The sequence below is a fragment of the Marinifilum sp. JC120 genome, from assembly GCA_004923195.1.
Classification (GTDB): Bacteria; Desulfobacterota; Desulfovibrionia; order Desulfovibrionales; family Desulfovibrionaceae; genus Maridesulfovibrio.
On the sequence record RDSB01000021.1, the window covers coordinates 36580 to 53271 of the forward strand.

The window sequence follows — 16692 nt, forward strand, 5'->3', positions numbered from 1 at the left end:
GACATCTTACGGTTGCGTCAAAAAAAAAATTACTGGTAGAGGTTGTTGATGATCGCATTTGCCATATCATCAATATCTACAATTTCATCTGCGAGTCCGTCATCCACGATAGCCTTAGGCATACCGTAAACAACACAGGAAGAATCGCTCTGGGCAATAGCTCTTCCGCCCTTGCTTTTAAGCTCTCTAATTCCATCACGACCGTCATTACCCATACCGGTAAGGATCACTCCGAGAGCTCTGCGTCCAACTGCCTTGGCAACCGATGAAACAAGTACGTTTGCAGAAGGCTTATATAAGGCCTCTTTTGGATCAGGTGTTACGACCAGATCGATTCTACTGACCTTTTGGTCAATAATCAGATGAGAACCGCCGGGAGCAACAAAAACATGTCCGGGCAGAAGTCTGTCTCCGGTTTCGGCTTCTTTAACCTTGAGCTGACTGACTCCGTTAAGACGGTTCGCAAAAGGACCGGTAAAAGCCTTGGGCATATGCTGCGCAATAACGATTCCCGCCGGGAAATCTTTGGGCAGTGAAGAAAGAATTTTCTGGACAGCTGGCGGCCCACCAGTGGAGACCCCTATCACGACAACATCGCGCTTGGCACGTCCACGTGGGGTCTTTACCGGAACAGCAGGCCTACGGGCGGCTGAAGTTGCACGCATCCGGGGCACAGGACGCATCTTTCGTCTGGCAACAGTCTTAACCTTGGAAATCAGGTCGGTTTCAATTTTGACAATGTCGAGAGAAACTTTAGAAAGCTGTTTGGGGATGAAGTCAACCGCCCCAAGATCCATGGCTTTAAGGGTGGACTCAGCACCTTCAGTGGTCAGGGAACTGACCATTAATACTGGGCGTGGCATTTCCATCATGATATGCCTCAGCGCGGTCAGACCGTCCATCTTGGGCATTTCAATATCAAGAGTAACCACATCCGGATTATGCTTCCGGATAACCCTCAAACCTTCCTCTCCGTCACGCGCGGTGGCAACCACCTTGATGCCGGGATCCTTCTGCAACATTGTGCTAATAGCTTTACGCATGAAAGCGGAATCATCTACAACTACGACTTTTATCACTAACCTGATCTCCTTTCTCTACGGCGTCTGCTCAGCTTAGGCTTTAACAGTTTGTATACAAAGACTATTTTTTTTAAAAATCCAGCCGTTCAAATAAAAGTGAACTACAACCGTAGATAAAACTTGGCACAGATGAGTATTTTTGTCCAACAAACTGCCCGAATTTCACTAAAAAATCATACAAATCGTTTTTTTAGAGCAGATTTGAATACTCTCACTTTTACCATTTTAAAACATTGGAAGTTTATGTGCAAGAATATAAAAATTCATGTGCTCTCTTTTTTAAATTATTTTTTTTCTTATTTTTTTTCTTGCCAAGCGCGCAAGGATTAGATAGATACCCAATCTCACGACGGGATGTGGCTCAGTCTGGTAGAGCGCTGCGTTCGGGACGCAGAGACCGGAGGTTCAAATCCTCTCATCCCGACCAGATAATTCAAGGGGTTACGGCACACACCGCAACCCCTTTTTTACGATGTAGCACAAATTTTCTTAGAATGTAGCACAAGCCTATTTTTACGCTTTGTTCACCCCACGATAAACACGCCTTGAAAATCTTCTTTTTTCAGCATTCATTTTGCTTTTATTTTCTTTTATTTCTGGCAAAATTTTGCTCTCTATCTGTTTCTTTTCTGCTTTTAAATTATTCACCATAGTTTCATATTCGTACAACTCTTTATCTAATCCGTACTCCTTCACTGCCTGCTGTGCCTGTTGAAACTTATCCTTTGAACGCTCTATGAAATCAGGATCTAAAATAGAATCGTCACCTTTGATTATAGCTTCAACATGTTTGCAAAAATTCCCCCTATTTCCTGCTGGGCAGCTACAAATTACACGCAAGCCTGACTTTGAGAAAAACTCAAAATCAATAGTATAGATATTTTCCTTGCTACCTAGAACATCAAAAGAAATCCTTTTTTGTATAACATCCTCACCTTTCATTCCGCCACCTTAAGTTAATCATTTCAAATATTAACGAACACTTCTAAATCAACAAACCTTTACCTTTCGACCACACCTATAACGACTACAGGATTGAAGGCCTAATAAGATAGTCACATTATTTTATCAAGAACGGAATTAATTTACCTGTTGACTTTTCAATGTACACGTGTACATTCAACCCATGTCAGATAAAACTACAGCCTTTAATATTAGAATTAAAAAGGAAGATCACAAGCGATACAAACTATACGCTGTGACACACGAAACAACCTTCAAAGAAATTTTTGTGGAAGAAATGGAAAGGAGAATAGCCGAAGCTGAAAAAGCCCCAAAAGAACAAGAAAAAATCAAATAAAAACGGCCCGGAACGGTGCGCCAACACCAGAACCGAGCCTAACCACAAACAACCTAAAATGGAGGTTGTCATGGCTGAAAAGAACGTAGCCAATTCACGCACTTCTGACAACAGTTCAGTTGTCGATTCCCCCATGCTTGTTATTGAAAATGGCAAGCCCGTCGTTTCTTCCCTTACGATTGCCGCTCATTTCGGCAAGCAGCACAAGAACGTCTTGCAGACTATTGAAAAATTAGAAATCCCGAAAGAATTTACTGAGCTTAATTTTCAGCCCAGTAAATACACGGACACAACAGGCCGCACCCTACCCGCCTACAACCTCACCCGCGACGGCTTTTCCCTGCTGGTAATGGGCTTCACTGGAAAGAAAGCCACGCTGTGGAAGGTCCGCTATATTGAAGCTTTTAATACTATGGAACAGAAACTGAAAAAACAAATGGGAAAAATTAAAGAGCTTCCCGGATCATCCGTGCCGGAACTATCAAACGGAGCCAAGGCCGTTTTAAAACAATCCCGTAAGCTTCAGCACGAATTATCAAAGCTTGCCGTCGAGACTGAAGCCAAGGTCAAAAATTTAATGGAGTCGCAAGGCAGGCTATTCAATGACAATATGCCAACCCTTGTCGTGCGCTCTGAATTTGATGGGATTCTGTCTTCTCTGCTTACTGGGGTGAACAACTCAAATAGTTCATCCAAAGACATTGAAGCCGCATTTAGAAGCGTGGCTCATAATATGCGAATGAGGCATGATATGTTCGCGCTAGCAGACACATTGTTCTAGCAATTCTGAAGGCCCTTGTTTCTACTGAAGCAAGGGCCTTAGTTTACCCTCTCCCCATCCACACTAGTCACATACCCCCCACTCCCCAACTTATGAGTAGCGCGGGTAATAGACCAAATCCCATTCTTTTTAGCCCGGAAGCCAGAAAGCGAAAGCCTACACTCTGCCCTTAGTTCTGGCCTACCGGGAAGGCTTCCCGAAAGGCTTTGCTTGCCCCTTTGGAAAGCCTCCAGCTTACCCTTTGCGGCTTTCTGGGCTGCTTCAGGGGTAGGATAAATATGTCTGATCCGGTGAATGGGCTCACCGCTCCCGGCGATTTCTTCAACGTCCCGCGCGCCTTCAACGTCCCGCCAGATTCCGACCACGGAATTAAAATTTGTTCGCGATTCAATATCAACGCTAATAGTCGTCACCTGATTGGGGACAAGTTCAATGGTGGGCATGGATTTGCCGGATACGGTCTTACCTTGCCCCTTGTGGGCAAAGATCAGCGCGCCGCCGTTGGCCTTGGCTATTGCGTCATGATCCCGCGCTATACGGGTTAGCAGGTGCATGTCTGATTCATTCATTTGATCTATATGAGGCAAGGCCACCCCGGATAGGTCCGAAGCAACAGCAGGATCAAGGCCGTGGTCGGCGGCTACGGTTGCCACCAGCGCGCCTATGGTCTGCGGAATCCATGAGCGCGTTTTCTGTGTCTGAAGCTGGGAATATGATTGGCTCTTGTCCTGCGGCGCACCAGCGGCCTTAATTATCATCTTATCCGGTGGCCCGGTCAGGCGCACGGAGTTCAGAACGTACAGGCCCATATAAGTTGCAGCCTGCCCATAACCGAGCCAGACTTTAAACTGACTCCCGGCGGACGGCATGGCATAGCCTTTATCATTAATGGATATGTCCAGCGAATCGGACTTTACCCCGGCTTCATCGGTGATAGTCAGGGAAATTAAATCGTTCTGAATGGCGGCGGTAATGTCTTTGCCGTTGCATTCCACGCGGTAGACGGGCTTGTGAGTTAATCCCATATGCTTATCCCCTGATCCGGTTCCGGTGTTGCAATTTCCGGCAGGATGATTTCAACCCCGGCTTCCAGAACCGCGCCCAGATCGGCAAGGCCGGGGTTCGCTTCAAGGACTTCCGGTACTGCTGATTCTGTTCCGTAGTGCTTCCAGCATATGCGGTCCAGCATGTCGCCGTCTTTTGTGGTGTAGATGATCATTCTTCGAACCGCTCTATCTTAAGGGTGAATTCCTGCTTGCGGGGTACGCCGTCCTGAAAGAATATGCCGCGCTTATCATCCACAGATAAGATAATCCACTTGTCGTGGACATTGCCTTGACCATCCACCAGCATAAGCGGTTCGCCCGCGTGTATCATTTCCCGCATTTTATCTATCTGCTTTAATCCCCCCTTGTAATGAGGATAAATCACGCCGGGCAAAGTGATAGAATCATCTCCCGGCCCTAAATCCTGATGGGAGGCGCGCTTGCCGATCCGCTTTACTTTGGCCCAATCTTGAGAGGTGAAACGTTGCAGCGTTTGATATGCGGCAGTGTCCACGGAAAAAATATAGTCGCCTAATTTCAGCATACCCATAATTTCACCACCTAATCATGCAGGGCCAGCCGTGCATTGTTCCGGCCCTCTTCTTCAATTCGCTGCATAACCACATCCGCGATTTCTTCGGCAGATTGCCCCGGTGCGGTATGAACGTGAATTTCGTAGTGATTTTCAACACTCACATGCTTTTCATTTGTATGCGAGTTAGTCCCGGAAACATTCGCCGCGTTAACCATGGCCCCGGCATCATAAGTATATTCATCATCCAGAACGGGCCGGGCTTCAGAAAAGGATTCAGCACGGGCCGAGGCAACCGGAACTGCTTTCTTGACTGCATCGCCGATTTCAGGCGGCGGGGCTTCTGTCTCTTCATCATCACCGAAGCCGAAAAATGTTTTTACTACGTTGCCCACGCCGCTGATAATACCGGAACTGTTCTTCCATGCTGAAACAAGCTTATCCCAAGCCGTCACCACCCGATAAACAGCCGCACCAAGAGCAACCACACCGCCCACAATCAAGCCGATAGGGTTAGCCATTGCCGCTGTGCCTATGGCCTTAAATCCGACAGCAAGGGCCGGGAAATGGGTAGCAACCAACGGGGCTACAGCCTGCCCGATTCCGACTATATTGGAGACAAACCGCCCTACGCCGAAAGCAGCCCGCGCACCAAAGGCCAAACCGATTGCAACCGCCAGATTATCAAAGCCGCCTACCAGAGAGGCCACGGTGGAAACCATGGAGCCAATACCGGATGCAACCTTGCCGACACCACGCCCGAAGGCCAGAAAAGCAGGAATTGAATCTCTGACGGCGTTACCGATTTCAATCAAGTCTTGACGGTGGGATGTTACCCAATCCGCCAGCTTGGGCGCGTACTCTTCAACCAGCGGAGCCAGCGCGCCACCGATCAGCCCGGAAACTTGAGCCGTGGCAGAACCGACAACGGTAGACATACGCGCAAAGGCGGTATTGTATGCAGCAGCCCCGGCGCGGCCTTCTTCAGAAAGGACGTTTAAGCGTTTTTGCTGGGCGAGAATTTCTTCAACGCCTTCTTTTCGTGACCGCAGATAACCGAAAAACTTGTTCGCTTCCCCGCCCATGAGAATATCAGCGGCGGCAACGGCCTGCTGATCATCCGGCATTTCCTTAATTGCTTGGGCGATCCGCTTGAACTGTTCTTCCGGCTTCATATCCCTGAGTTCTTCAAAGGATAGGCCGAGAATTTCAAGGGATTCTTTGACCGGGGTAATCTCTTCAAGCCCGGCGGATTCACCAAGCTTGTTATTCATCTCTTCAACGAGATCGCCGATAGTATCGACTTCATACCCGGCTTCCTTGGCTACGCCGCCCCATGCCTGAAGCGCGTCCGTGGAAACGGAAAGGGATTTTGCAAGGGCCACCTGTTCACTTGTGGCCTTATTAACGATGGTAACAGCCGCGCCTATAGCGGTAACGCCAGCGGCAACCCCGGCACCAGTGCCCACGGCATCGCCAATTTGACCGCGCATTTCACCGCCTTTTTCCATGGCTTTGGTGAAACGGTTCATTCTATCCTTGGAGCGTTCAAGCTCCGAAGACAGGCGGCGATGTTCCCCGGCAAGATTAGAGGTTTTGATTCCGGCCTTGTGCAGGGCCTTGCCCATGGTATCCAGTTTATCGCGGCTGTTCTTGTATGCTGTACCTGCTTTTTTTGCTGTTGCTTCCGCGCGCTTAAGCTGGGCCGCCATCTTTTTAGTGGGCTTGTCGGCGGCATCATACTCCTTGCGGAGCTTCCGCGCCTCACGCCTGAGATTATAGTACTGGCGTTCAAGCTTGCGCACACCTTCAGGGTCATAATTCCCCAACAGGTCCAGCTTGCCTTTAGCTTCGCGCACAGCATCGCCGATGCCGGAAAGATCACCGCCCAAGAGCTTTACACTTGAGCGGAAAGAATCTTTCACGGCACCGCCGATTTCTACAACAGCAGAAAAAGTCTTACTGGGCATTCTTCTTGAGTTCCTTCATTTCATTCAGGTATTCAACGAAGTCGTCAGTTTCCATTTCAAGAATTTCATTGAAGCCAGAACCGGAAAAGGCAGCAAGGGCAAGAATGGCCCGGCCCAGACCTTTCATGTTGGGGGAGTTGCAGCCCCGGTAGAATGTCTGCAATTTATGCAGGTCAGTGGTGTACAGTTCGTCAATGACAGCCACATCAACCTCGCACAGATTTGCAAAAAGAATAGCTTCATAGTCTTCGTCTGTTTTAGCCATCTTCTTTGCTGACCGCTGGTCTTTAACCTTCGGACGACGCATTGTGAGGCTTGCATATTTTACCTTGTTGACTTCAATTGCTTCTTCAAGGTGAATAATTTCCTGAGTTACTACAGCCATGATTATAGCCCTATCGCGTTGCGGATTTTTTCAAGACGATCTTTTCCACCAACTACACGTTTCATGCCCTCAATATCGATGTCGTAAACGACCTCTCCATCATGAGTGCGTTTGTAATACTTAGGATGCATAACAAAAGTTTCCCCCGATTTTTCACCGGGCTTCCACGGAGCATCTTCAACGGAAACAATGTCACCGCGCAGGTTAATGACGACTTGCGTTACAGAACCATCGTAAGATTCAAGAGCACCAAGGGCAGTAATTGCAGTCTCGCCACCCTCAACTACTCCCCACTCTTTGAGAACGTCAGGAAAATGCCCGGTCAGGATGAAGGAAGCTTCCATGTCTTCCTGCCCCATATCAAGGGATATGGCACCATCCATCCCCCCGGCCCGGTGCCTTTCTCTTTTGGTCGCCACCTTAGGCGGTTTGAATTCTTCGGCATTCCCGGCATAGCCACGCCCATCTACGGAAATGGAAAAATTTTTCAGAACATTATCTGCAACTCCCATTAAAATACCTCCTCAAAATATTTATTAACCATACGGGACCGGAAAGTAATACGTTCAGCAGGGGCAGGCGGGGTGAAATCAAAGTCGAAATAGACATGACCCGCTGCAAGCTGATCCGGGCTATTGAGTTCAGGGTCGGCCCAGCACTCACCACCGAGTATTGCGCCTTTGTTTGTCAGATTTCGCAGGTAGGCATTTACGCCTTCAACTACATCTTCAAAGTAAGTCTTCGTGATGTTGCGATCCACGGCCCAAAGATGTTCCTGAAGCAGGGTTTCGTTGATCATATCCGCAGTACGGCGCACGGAAAGGAAAGCCCACTTAGGGTCGTTACCACAAAGACGGTTGCCCCAAAGTCTAAAACCATCTTCATTAATGATTGTAGTCACATTCTTTTCGTTCAACAGATTGGCCCGGCAATTGGTATCACCAAGGGCGAAATCAACCGGGCGAGAAAGGCCGGAAATATCCATAATTTCGTGGTTAGACGGGGAATGCCAGAAGCCCTTGTCGTTGTCGATTTTGGCAATCAAACCTGCAATAAATGCAGAGGGAGGCTCATGAACATAAACACCACTACGGTAGACTTTAGGCCACGGGTCAATAAGGTAACAGCGCGCGCCGAGCAAGTTTTCCATTGCAATTGCGTCTTCATCGTTAGTGTTGGGTCCATCAATTATAGGGATTCCCTTCAAACGATTGGCTACCGCTTCTAATCTTGCTGCTACAGGATTTTTAAGAAACACGCCGGGGTTCTCGCTGTCTTCGTCCTGCTGGTGAGTGAAGCCCGGAGCGACCAGAAGACGCGGAGTAAATCCTACTTCAGACTTACAGCCAAGCATTGCCTGTATACCAGTGTATTCCCCTGTATTTTCGTCAACTCCACCGATTACGTTGGTCATGGTTGCAGCAAGGTTTGCGCCTTCTTCAACGCGAATTACAACAACCGCCGCACCAATCTGGCTGAATATCCCCGCGACTGAATTAGGCAAAGTTCCAGTTGTTCCCAGCTTGGCTGCTTTACGACGGTTACCTGCAATCATGATCGGTTTATCGTAAGGGAATACGGTTACATCTGCATCGGGCGCAGTACCAACAATGCAGATAACCGAGGAACGCACAGTGCGAAGTGTGCGCGGGCCATCGTCAATTTCAAGAACTTCATCACCGTGAAGGAAATCTTCACCCATGGTTTTCTCCTATTAGTTGTTATTTATCTCTGCCCAAAATGACCGCTTCATGCCCACGCAAAACATCAGCCAGAGCGATTATTTTTTCATCAGAATTTGACGCCTCATTGAATTCGTCCCAGCCTACTTTTATTTCGTCTCTGGTGGGCTGTCCGATCATTCCTCTATCCAGAATGCAAAGGTCCGCATTCTGAAAAATTTCACCATTAGGAATCAGAACCTTTGAACGTTCACGAAGCTTTTTCACGAACTTGCCAAGAAGACGTTCAACAAGCACGTCTTCCATTTCCGGGGTCATTCTATCGAGATCAATTTTCATGGCTTACGCTCCTTGCTTCCACGTATCGCACTGGGTTTCGCTAATGCGGGTTTCGGAATCTTTTGAAAGGCCAGACGCACCAATAGCCACCCGCCGGAACGGTGTTGCCGGGGTTACTTTTTCGGATTCCAGTAAAATGAAATCCGGTCTATCAGTGTCGGTATCAGTGCCGAGAGTGGCGTTTGCTACTGCGATTTCGTTGAAATCACCGGCAGTAAATGCGGTTCCTGCCGGGCCTGTGGCGGCGGTGAGCTGAGGAAGTCTGTGCGCGCGATTAGGAACACCGTTCAGAATAGGGGCAATGTCAGCTGTATAGTAATCATCGTCTATTCCGATTTTATAAACGTTCATACTGTTGTACATTATAGCCTGCGGCCAATGGAAATTCAGCGTCACCCGATCAAAATCAAACGACTCGGGAAACTCAATTTTATATATATCGTAATCTGTATGCGATTCGACTAATTCACTATGATAGGAACTACCACCATTTCCCTTATTAGACTGGGTATTAAGCAGACTCGCTGTGAAATATTCAAACCGCGATCCTGCATCTTTGGCATACATATATACAGTTCGACCGGGGCGTAGTGAGGAAAAACCCAATGTTAATTCCAAAAATGCATAAGTTCCTCCGAACTCGGACTTCAGCGGAATAAATTTCCCTGATGTATTAGCATTCCCGTCAAATATGTTCGCCACATCATCAATCTGTACGCTGGGCTGATATGTTTGATATCCCCATCCCTGCCCAAGATCTGCAATGGCATCTATTTGATGATGCTGAACATTGCTCAACACTCCATTACCTGTATCAAACAGAATAGATTCATTCTCAAGAATCGCATTACCTGTGTATAATTTTTCAGCTGTGGTTCTGGGATCAACAAGCAATCCAGCATCACGAAATTTCGCCCGACCTTTAAAACTGGTCCAATCCCCTTCCTCTGCGCCCTGATCCACGCCGTTGGAACGAAGCGCGGCATCATCTGCCAAGGCAACCCCGGCGGCGGAAGCGTTGTCGTAGCCTTCCCAGCCAGTGAAACTGATAGCCTCATCACCAGTGATAAAAGCGGCGGCAGTATGAAATGATGTCGCGGAAGACCATTCAGACCAACCGAGAGCCGCGCCTTTATAGCGGACCTCCCACACGTAATCGCCGGATACCAACAGAAGCCCGGCGGGGAAATCGTATTCAATGACCGCGCCCAGTTCCGGGGATAGATGAAGTACGGTATCGCCCACGCGCATACGGTATTGCGTGGCTTCATGCACATCGGCGGTATCACCAACCACGGCAAAGGGTCCGGAGATCAACTTAGGGCATTCCATAACCCCGGTTGCACCAGTGGACGGCGAAACGTTAACGGCCCGGGCCACGTAATTGAATATGTCGCGAGTTTCAAAAACCACGACTTCAGACCATTCGGAAATCTGCCCGGTGTTCAACCTGCGGCGGTAACGAATTTTATATTTTGTTCTCCCGGCCTGAAGCATTCCGGCGGGCTGTTCATATCCCTTTGCAATGGTGGTCAGAAAACCGGAATCATGAACGGGATTAGCAAAGGTTCCGGTTTCAAGGTCAACCTGAACCTGAATTGCTTCCTCGCTGGTGCCATTGAATACGGGCGCGAACTGACGAAAGCGATAAATAGGTGTTTCGCCTATGTTCTCAGCATCATTTAGCGGAAAAAGTATTTCCGGGGTTCCGGTAGCTAGGCGGGCCAGCAAATCCGGGTGTGCCTTCTTGTTCTTATTGTGGTCGCCAATGTCATCATGAGTAGCCAGCAACACCGGGGATTGATTAACGGTGATTTTCTTTGCAAGGCCCGTCAAAACAGTCAGCTTAAAAATCTTTTCTAACGGAGCCGCATTTGCTGGAAGGGCTGGAATGTAATCTGACAGATCACCCGCATAATCTACAGCGAAAAGGATTTCGCCCCGTGTGGGATGGTCCGCAAAAAAACCAATTTCCCTCAAAGCAAAGCCGTCTTGAAGCCCTGCATTAGTCAGGAAAACACTTACTTCGTACATTCCCACAGGTTCATCTCCTTTAGGGATAGATACGGGTTTCACTGATTCTGGACTGATAGCAAGGGACATTGTTTCATTTATCAATGCTTCCATTTCAGCCGGGGAATCTGCTTGTTCTTGAGTCCATACGCCGGAGCCGACCGCCGCGCGGGTAAAATTAAGAGTTGCTCCAGTTCCCAAAAGCCCAAGCAGTTCTAAGCCGTAGCGGGTGGGTACTGTTCCGATAAAATCTGCCATACTAAACCTCCCGAACGGGGATATTTGTTATATCAACTTGCTGCATGGTTATGCCCATGCCCAATTCAATTGGTGCGATATTTATTTTTGAATCCCTTATGCCAACCTTGATTATGTCCGCCTGAGTTATGGCAACCCCGGCATAGGTTTGAATGGGATTAACCTTAATTCCAAAACGGTGGGGAATATGCTGCACATCACCAGTGCGAACATTGCCCCCTGAAAACATGTTGTTCGTAAGGACTGAATGAAATTGAATTGATTCAAGATGTGAACGTTTATTTTTGGACACCATGACCGCTTCAATCATTTCCAGATAAACGGCCTCAGTAATCCCGGTTGTTTCAGTACTGACCTTGAATCTGTATTTGCCTCCATCATATTCAAACCATTCCAGCACACGCACCTTGTAACCGAGGGCGGCAAGAAACTTTTCAACGGCAACCGGAGTTCCCTTTTTGTGATGAATGGCAATGCTGGCCTTGATGACTGCGCGTTTCTGTTCTTCACTCCATTCATCTTTCCAAAGATCAACGGACAAGGCCCACGCCAGCCACGGCAGGAAAACAACCGGGCATTTATCCGGGTTCCAGAGATCACGGATAGGCACGGGTATAGATTCAATTCGCTTGCCTGTAGCCTTGGATAAGGCGCGTTCCTGTGGGGTAGCGTTGATGGGTAAGAGGTCTTTAACCATTTGCGACCTCTACAGTTATGGTGGTGCAGTATGCAGCCTGCTGTTTTTTCATAGCAATATCTGCAACCGGGGAAATGAGTTCTACGCGTGCAACTCCTTCAACATGCAGAGCGGCATAAATGCCGGAAAGAGAAACAGCCCCGCCGAGAACGTGCCGAGCGGTAACAAATTCGGATACGGCCTTCCGTGCGGTTTCAACCACAGCAGCCGGGGCCGGGCCGGACTGAATGTAAAGTCTTGCCTCAACCGAATAGTCTACTATTTCAGCAGCTTTGATTGTAACGTGGTCGGTTAAAGGCCTGATTTCACGGTCATTGACCACGCTATCAACTGCGGTCAGAATTTCGGAATCAGGAACGCCGTTACCTTCACGACTCAAAACGTAAACATCGACATGGCCCGCTTCGGTGCCATCTTCAGGGCCTAAAGCCGCCGCACCCCGAACCGCCGGAACGGTCAGGGCATAAAATTCATAACCGCCGGAAGGCCCGGCAACAGAAAAGGATTCCGGGGCCAGCTGGACGCGGGCGCGGAATTCATCATCCTTTTCATAGGTAGGGGCAACAGGTGGACTTGCATCAGGGTCACCAGGATCAAGCATCTTGCGTACAACCGGAGCCAGCGCGCCGAGGTTATCAAGATCGGCACCAAGTGCAGTGGCAACCATACAGGCTCGCACCCCATCATTAACACGCTGGCGGTGATTGATTGCCCGATACGCCACGGTCTGTAAAAGAGCCATAATAGGATCAGATTCAAGTACAGCTGTATATTCAGGATATTCGGCCCGGTAGTCTGCAATGGTTTCCTGAATGATCGTTTCAACGTCCAGTACTTCAACGGCATCAGGGACCGGAACTTTCGACATATCAATAGGGGTATTGCTCATGCCGCGCGTACCCCTTCAAGCTTGATTTCCTCACCGTTGGGCAAATATTTGCCTTCAAGGTCAATCACTATATTGCCGTTAGCGTTTGCGCTAACGACTGCTATTTTCGTGAGCTTGTAGCGGGGTTCCCATTTATCAAGGGCTTCAGCTACGGCACTGAAAACTTCAATTGCAAAATTCTTATCCTGCGGGCGGTCCACCAGCTTGAACAACCGGGAACCAAAGTCCCGGCGCACAACACGCGAACCGATAGGAGTGGTCAGAATCCGTGAAATGGATTGCTTCAGGTGGGCAACACCGCCGAGGGCTTCACCAGTAATAGCGTTTACACCATTCATGATGCACCCCCGATAGGTTCTTCAGTATTGGGGTGAACATGATGTTGCAGGGAAACGCCTTGCGAAACGGTGTCGCCGTCTTTCTGAATGAAATCCCCTTCGCGGTGGATGATTTCACCGTAGAATTCAGCCCCGCCGCCGTGGATAGAATTGCCGTGGGTAATGGGGCCGTCAAAGACCAACTGCGGAGCGGAAAGGGTGACGCGGGTTGCACTCTTGAAAATGATTTCATCATCAACCGTGACTATCAGCTTGCCGTCAATAGTTCGCTGAACATTCCCGGCAACCAAAAGAAAAAGATTCCCGCCGATTGTATCGGTGCGGTTGCCGCCAATGTCATGAAAAACATCCCGGTCAACACGCCAGAAGACATCCCGGTGAACTTGAGTGGACATGTCCCGGTCAATTTCGTTGACCACATCACCGGGAATATATGAATGCAGAACATGGTTTTCACGGTCATATTCCATGACCGCACCATCTTTAAAGACAACCCGGCAAATGGTAGGCCGATCAGCCGGGGCCGGATGATCTTTCGAATAGATGGAGCCAAGCACAATCCCGCCGGAAGTTTCACCGGACGGAGCAAGCACAACCACCTGTTCGCCGACTTCCGGTGCCCACCATGAAAGGTCGCCACCAGCGCGAAAAGTCAACCACGGAAGCCAATCCGTAACAGCAGCACCAAAAGACACGCGATAACGCGCTTTCGGGTAATCGGCTTCGGCAACGGTTCCAATACGGATAACGTTTGCTAGGCGGCGGTCTGTTTCGGATGCTCCATAGGATGGTGATTGCATAGGCAAAATTTGCCAAATGCAAGGGGGGAAAACCACTGCGGTTTGAATGAGGGGGGGGGGGACAAAAAAAGCAACTTGATTTCAGGCAACTTGAACTATAATAACAAAACCTATGAAAGATATTGAGAATAGAACAAATTGGGACGCCTCTCTTTGGAGGTACTTCAAAACAGAACGGTTTATAGAATTACTTAAAACATCTTCGATATACTTCTCTTCTGCCACTCAATTTGAAGATAGATTTGAAGGGGCTTGTCAAATTGTAACCCAAAAAAATAAAGATATAACAATAGACTATACATTAGAACATGCCTTTAAAGACCTAAGGAGAATGATAAAAATATCATGCTGGCACACTGCTCAGTATGAAAGTGATGCAATGTGGAAACTGTACGCTGGACAACGCAAAGGCATTGCAATCACCACAACACCCAAAAAATTAAAGAATGGATTAAAACCGTATCAGATTAAGCCAACTTATGGAGAGGAAAAGGTACACTGTGGACCAATTGAATACATAGATTTGTCAAAAAAGAGTCTAAAACCATCATTACTTAACACTTTTTATAAAAAACATATGGCTTTTGAATGGGAAAAAGAGTTTCGTCTTGCCATATCATTACGTCTTGCAGACGAGTATGGCGTCGATATCCCAGACGAAGGGATATCCGTTGACGTTAATTTAGAAAAATTAATTGATAGGATTGTCCTCGGACCAAACCTTGAAAAGGATACAATCGAACAAATTTATAAAGTTGCGAACTCTGTAAACCTTGCCGACAAAATTGAAATGTCGACCCTAACATACACACCTATGTATGTTCCTGCTGGCCCTTTAGTCATAACGTAAGCCTTAAGCAAAGGCTTACGTTATGACTTCGTTTAAGGCTTTACTAAAGACTCCGCCTCTTCAATCCGTTCATAATCTTCTTCATGCGCCGCCCCTATCTCCGGGACATATGAACCATAAACCTCAGTCGGGACCGGGCCTTCACCATCCCACACGGATTCACCCAGCAGGTAGGATTGCTGAAACTCAATCAGCCACGGATTGAACCGGATCAACCGAGGGTCAAACTGATCTTCTTCAGAGCGGATAAACCGGGCCTCAAATCCCCTGCCGAATCTATTCCCATCAATCCACAAGGCAACGTCAGCGGCAAGACGACGGATTGCCCGGTCATGACTAGGGTCTTTGGTATCCAGCATCACGCGCAATTCCCAGCGTACGGAAATAATCTTTTGCCCGGTGCCGGGGTTTGAGCGTTCCCGGTCAGGCTCAAAAGAATCAAAAGAAAGAATTGCAGCCGGAACGGTCAGCCTTTCACGGGTTTCGCCTTCCTTCACGGTCAAAATTCCATAGTCGCCGACATCGACGAACAGAGGGAACTTTTCTTTCAGCTGGTCAATAATGCGGTCATGCGCATCATCAACGGTTATTTGCTCATTTGCCATTTTAGTTCATGCTCCAAAATTTTATTAAATTTTCCTTGAATATAAGGCATAATATCAACGTCGATCACGCGCCGGGCCTCCTGGTCAAAATAAATTCTTTGATACTCAATGGAATAAGCGTTTCTACCGCGCCGCTTGAAAACACAATCACTACCACTTGCAGAAGATTCCGCAATGAATGCACCGGGAATTTTAATTCCACCCTTTGCGCTAATCCCTGTCTTTGTCTGCTTTGGGTCGAGAGAAATAACCGAGATAGGATTTAACCCGAAATAAATTCTATTTGTATGCCCCCGACGAAACAGCTTTATACGCTGGCGTAACATCCCCGCAGGAATCCCCGTATCTGCTCTAATTTTTTTTATAGCGACAGCATTTGCCCAGCGGGAAACTTTCTTAATGGTGCTATGCATTGCCCGAGATAGCTGCTTTTCAGAAGGCAACCAGTCCGCGACAAGCTTATCAATATCGCCTTGAGATAAATCCTTTAAATTTATCTTAACGCAAGAGGAACTTCCATCACCGAATTTCATTATTCAAGCTCCGCTATAACCATGCCGTCGGCGGGTTTAGTCCGCATAACCGTGAATTTTCCATGCCCGGCAACCTCGACTTCGGTTCGTTCCCAGACAAAACCCTGAGTATCGGCGCGGGTACAGGTCAAAATTGCTCTAGCATTTTCAAGCACAATTCCGCCGAATTCCGAAACACTTCCTTCATCATCAAAAATCGCCGCAAAGGTGCGCGCGGGATTATCGCAACGCACCTCTACGGCGAATTCTTCAGGATTCAGGAAGACTCTGAAGTCTTCATTGAACATTTATTTTTCCTTGCCGTCGCTGGCCTCTTCGCTGGGTTTTGCTTTCTTGGACGCTTTAAGTTCAGCAGCAAGCTTTTCCTTCTGTTCAAGAATATCAGCCTCTTTAACCTCGTCGGTGTAAATGATGGCCTTTTCACGATTCACCAAATTTCTTGCAACCTGAAGTCCAACAGTGACAGTATCACCGGGAACACAAACCTCGCCGTCAATCATGACACCCGTCTGGATGTCATGATCATTTTCAACAGCTACGATTTTGATTTCGGCCTCTTTCTTTTTCTTTGCCATTTTATTTCCCCTTAAAA

The 16692-nt window shown here is 48.0% G+C and carries 22 protein-coding genes and 1 tRNA gene; 4 read left to right on the plus strand and 19 right to left on the minus strand.

Going from position 1 to position 16692, the window contains the following annotated elements:
* Positions 1 to 29 precede the first annotated feature (29 nt).
* Positions 30 to 1079, minus strand: coding sequence for a chemotaxis response regulator protein-glutamate methylesterase (locus D0S45_17305; protein ID TIH12728.1), 1050 nt, complete (start codon positions 1077 to 1079; stop codon positions 30 to 32).
* Between the two features lie 353 nt (positions 1080 to 1432).
* Between D0S45_17305 and D0S45_17310 the strand changes: the two genes are divergently transcribed.
* Positions 1433 to 1509, plus strand: a tRNA-Pro gene (locus D0S45_17310).
* An 86-nt stretch (positions 1510 to 1595) separates the two neighbouring features.
* On the opposite strand, the gene D0S45_17315 is transcribed toward D0S45_17310, so the two are convergent.
* A complete protein-coding gene (locus tag D0S45_17315; protein ID TIH12729.1) occupies positions 1596 to 2024 on the minus strand; it encodes a hypothetical protein in 429 nt (142 codons plus the stop codon).
* A 169-nt stretch (positions 2025 to 2193) separates the two neighbouring features.
* Here D0S45_17315 and D0S45_17320 point away from each other — a divergent pair, with 169 nt between their 5' ends.
* Positions 2194 to 2382, plus strand: a complete 189-nt coding sequence (locus tag D0S45_17320) for a hypothetical protein (protein TIH12730.1) — start codon at positions 2194 to 2196, stop codon at positions 2380 to 2382.
* A 58-nt stretch (positions 2383 to 2440) separates the two neighbouring features.
* A complete protein-coding gene (locus D0S45_17325) occupies positions 2441 to 3163 on the plus strand; it encodes a hypothetical protein (protein TIH12731.1) in 723 nt (240 codons plus the stop codon).
* 38 nt (positions 3164 to 3201) lie between these two features.
* On the opposite strand, the gene D0S45_17330 is transcribed toward D0S45_17325, so the two are convergent.
* The 13 genes from D0S45_17330 to D0S45_17390 are packed head-to-tail and all read right to left on the minus strand — an operon-like array spanning position 3202 to position 14112.
* Positions 3202 to 4188, minus strand: a complete 987-nt coding sequence (locus D0S45_17330; GenBank protein TIH12732.1) for a hypothetical protein — start codon at positions 4186 to 4188, stop codon at positions 3202 to 3204.
* Entirely contained in the window at positions 4179 to 4382 is a 204-nt protein-coding gene (locus D0S45_17335; GenBank protein TIH12733.1) for a phage tail protein, read from the minus strand. The genes D0S45_17330 and D0S45_17335 overlap by 10 nt, the downstream gene beginning before the upstream one ends.
* Positions 4379 to 4759, minus strand: coding sequence for a phage tail protein (locus D0S45_17340; GenBank protein TIH12734.1), 381 nt, complete (start codon positions 4757 to 4759; stop codon positions 4379 to 4381). Before D0S45_17340 ends, D0S45_17335 begins: the two co-directional genes overlap by 4 nt.
* 11 nt (positions 4760 to 4770) lie before the next feature.
* Positions 4771 to 6711 carry a hypothetical protein gene (locus tag D0S45_17345; GenBank protein ID TIH12735.1) on the minus strand — a complete coding sequence of 647 codons (1941 nt, stop codon included), beginning with the start codon at positions 6709 to 6711 and terminating at the stop codon, positions 4771 to 4773.
* Positions 6701 to 7096 (minus strand): phage tail assembly protein, encoded by a 396-nt coding sequence (locus D0S45_17350; protein TIH12736.1) that lies wholly within the window; start codon positions 7094 to 7096, stop codon positions 6701 to 6703. The genes D0S45_17345 and D0S45_17350 overlap by 11 nt, the downstream gene beginning before the upstream one ends.
* Before the next feature lie 2 nt (positions 7097 to 7098).
* Entirely contained in the window at positions 7099 to 7608 is a 510-nt protein-coding gene (locus D0S45_17355; GenBank protein TIH12737.1) for a phage major tail tube protein, read from the minus strand.
* Positions 7608 to 8798 (minus strand): phage tail protein, encoded by a 1191-nt coding sequence (locus D0S45_17360; GenBank protein ID TIH12738.1) that lies wholly within the window; start codon positions 8796 to 8798, stop codon positions 7608 to 7610. Before D0S45_17360 ends, D0S45_17355 begins: the two co-directional genes overlap by 1 nt.
* 19 nt (positions 8799 to 8817) lie before the next feature.
* Entirely contained in the window at positions 8818 to 9117 is a 300-nt protein-coding gene (locus D0S45_17365; GenBank protein TIH12739.1) for a hypothetical protein, read from the minus strand.
* 3 nt (positions 9118 to 9120) lie between these two features.
* Entirely contained in the window at positions 9121 to 11388 is a 2268-nt protein-coding gene (locus D0S45_17370) for a hypothetical protein (protein ID TIH12740.1), read from the minus strand.
* Between the two features lies 1 nt (position 11389).
* Entirely contained in the window at positions 11390 to 12085 is a 696-nt protein-coding gene (locus D0S45_17375) for a phage tail protein I (GenBank protein TIH12741.1), read from the minus strand.
* Complete coding sequence (locus D0S45_17380; protein ID TIH12742.1) at positions 12078 to 12974, minus strand: baseplate assembly protein; 897 nt, start codon at positions 12972 to 12974, stop codon at positions 12078 to 12080. The genes D0S45_17375 and D0S45_17380 overlap by 8 nt, the downstream gene beginning before the upstream one ends.
* Positions 12971 to 13312: a baseplate assembly protein W gene (locus D0S45_17385; protein TIH12743.1), complete on the minus strand. Its 342-nt coding sequence runs from the start codon at positions 13310 to 13312 to the stop codon at positions 12971 to 12973. Before D0S45_17385 ends, D0S45_17380 begins: the two co-directional genes overlap by 4 nt.
* On the minus strand, positions 13309 to 14112 hold the full coding sequence (locus D0S45_17390; GenBank protein TIH12744.1) for a phage baseplate assembly protein V: 804 nt from the start codon (positions 14110 to 14112) through the stop codon (positions 13309 to 13311). The genes D0S45_17385 and D0S45_17390 overlap by 4 nt, the downstream gene beginning before the upstream one ends.
* A gap of 112 nt (positions 14113 to 14224) precedes the next feature.
* Between D0S45_17390 and D0S45_17395 the strand changes: the two genes are divergently transcribed.
* A complete protein-coding gene (locus D0S45_17395; protein ID TIH12745.1) occupies positions 14225 to 14962 on the plus strand; it encodes a DUF2971 domain-containing protein in 738 nt (245 codons plus the stop codon).
* Between the two features lie 32 nt (positions 14963 to 14994).
* On the opposite strand, the gene D0S45_17400 is transcribed toward D0S45_17395, so the two are convergent.
* Genes D0S45_17400 through D0S45_17415 form a run of 4 tightly spaced genes read right to left on the minus strand, consistent with a single transcriptional unit; the run spans position 14995 to position 16675 of the window.
* Positions 14995 to 15567: a hypothetical protein gene (locus tag D0S45_17400; protein ID TIH12746.1), complete on the minus strand. Its 573-nt coding sequence runs from the start codon at positions 15565 to 15567 to the stop codon at positions 14995 to 14997.
* Positions 15549 to 16100 carry a hypothetical protein gene (locus tag D0S45_17405; GenBank protein ID TIH12747.1) on the minus strand — a complete coding sequence of 184 codons (552 nt, stop codon included), beginning with the start codon at positions 16098 to 16100 and terminating at the stop codon, positions 15549 to 15551. Before D0S45_17405 ends, D0S45_17400 begins: the two co-directional genes overlap by 19 nt.
* A complete protein-coding gene (locus D0S45_17410) occupies positions 16100 to 16387 on the minus strand; it encodes a hypothetical protein (GenBank protein TIH12748.1) in 288 nt (95 codons plus the stop codon). The genes D0S45_17405 and D0S45_17410 overlap by 1 nt, the downstream gene beginning before the upstream one ends.
* Complete coding sequence (locus D0S45_17415; protein ID TIH12749.1) at positions 16388 to 16675, minus strand: hypothetical protein; 288 nt, start codon at positions 16673 to 16675, stop codon at positions 16388 to 16390. It lies immediately after the preceding gene.
* Between the last annotated feature and the right edge of the window lie 17 nt (positions 16676 to 16692).

Bases quoted from the DNA above. Each gene is read 5' to 3' on its own strand.
- D0S45_17325 (TIH12731.1), top strand. From the start codon at position 2,441: ATGGAGGTTGTCATGGCTGAAAAGAACGTAGCCAATTCACGCACTTCT.
- D0S45_17360 (TIH12738.1), bottom strand. From the start codon at position 8,798: ATGGGTGAAGATTTCCTTCACGGTGATGAAGTTCTTGAAATTGACGAT.
- D0S45_17380 (TIH12742.1), bottom strand. From the start codon at position 12,974: ATGAGCAATACCCCTATTGATATGTCGAAAGTTCCGGTCCCTGATGCC.
- D0S45_17345 (TIH12735.1), bottom strand. From the start codon at position 6,711: ATGCCCAGTAAGACTTTTTCTGCTGTTGTAGAAATCGGCGGTGCCGTG.
- D0S45_17410 (TIH12748.1), bottom strand. From the start codon at position 16,387: ATGTTCAATGAAGACTTCAGAGTCTTCCTGAATCCTGAAGAATTCGCC.
- D0S45_17370 (TIH12740.1), bottom strand. From the start codon at position 11,388: ATGGCAGATTTTATCGGAACAGTACCCACCCGCTACGGCTTAGAACTG.
- D0S45_17415 (TIH12749.1), bottom strand. From the start codon at position 16,675: ATGGCAAAGAAAAAGAAAGAGGCCGAAATCAAAATCGTAGCTGTTGAA.
- D0S45_17400 (TIH12746.1), bottom strand. From the start codon at position 15,567: ATGGCAAATGAGCAAATAACCGTTGATGATGCGCATGACCGCATTATT.
- D0S45_17390 (TIH12744.1), bottom strand. From the start codon at position 14,112: ATGCAATCACCATCCTATGGAGCATCCGAAACAGACCGCCGCCTAGCA.
- D0S45_17385 (TIH12743.1), bottom strand. From the start codon at position 13,312: ATGAATGGTGTAAACGCTATTACTGGTGAAGCCCTCGGCGGTGTTGCC.
- D0S45_17350 (TIH12736.1), bottom strand. From the start codon at position 7,096: ATGGCTGTAGTAACTCAGGAAATTATTCACCTTGAAGAAGCAATTGAA.
- D0S45_17405 (TIH12747.1), bottom strand. From the start codon at position 16,100: ATGAAATTCGGTGATGGAAGTTCCTCTTGCGTTAAGATAAATTTAAAG.
- D0S45_17315 (TIH12729.1), bottom strand. From the start codon at position 2,024: ATGAAAGGTGAGGATGTTATACAAAAAAGGATTTCTTTTGATGTTCTA.
- D0S45_17395 (TIH12745.1), top strand. From the start codon at position 14,225: ATGAAAGATATTGAGAATAGAACAAATTGGGACGCCTCTCTTTGGAGG.
- D0S45_17330 (TIH12732.1), bottom strand. From the start codon at position 4,188: ATGGGATTAACTCACAAGCCCGTCTACCGCGTGGAATGCAACGGCAAA.
- D0S45_17375 (TIH12741.1), bottom strand. From the start codon at position 12,085: ATGGTTAAAGACCTCTTACCCATCAACGCTACCCCACAGGAACGCGCC.
- D0S45_17355 (TIH12737.1), bottom strand. From the start codon at position 7,608: ATGGGAGTTGCAGATAATGTTCTGAAAAATTTTTCCATTTCCGTAGAT.
- D0S45_17340 (TIH12734.1), bottom strand. From the start codon at position 4,759: ATGGGTATGCTGAAATTAGGCGACTATATTTTTTCCGTGGACACTGCC.
- D0S45_17365 (TIH12739.1), bottom strand. From the start codon at position 9,117: ATGAAAATTGATCTCGATAGAATGACCCCGGAAATGGAAGACGTGCTT.
- D0S45_17335 (TIH12733.1), bottom strand. From the start codon at position 4,382: ATGATCATCTACACCACAAAAGACGGCGACATGCTGGACCGCATATGC.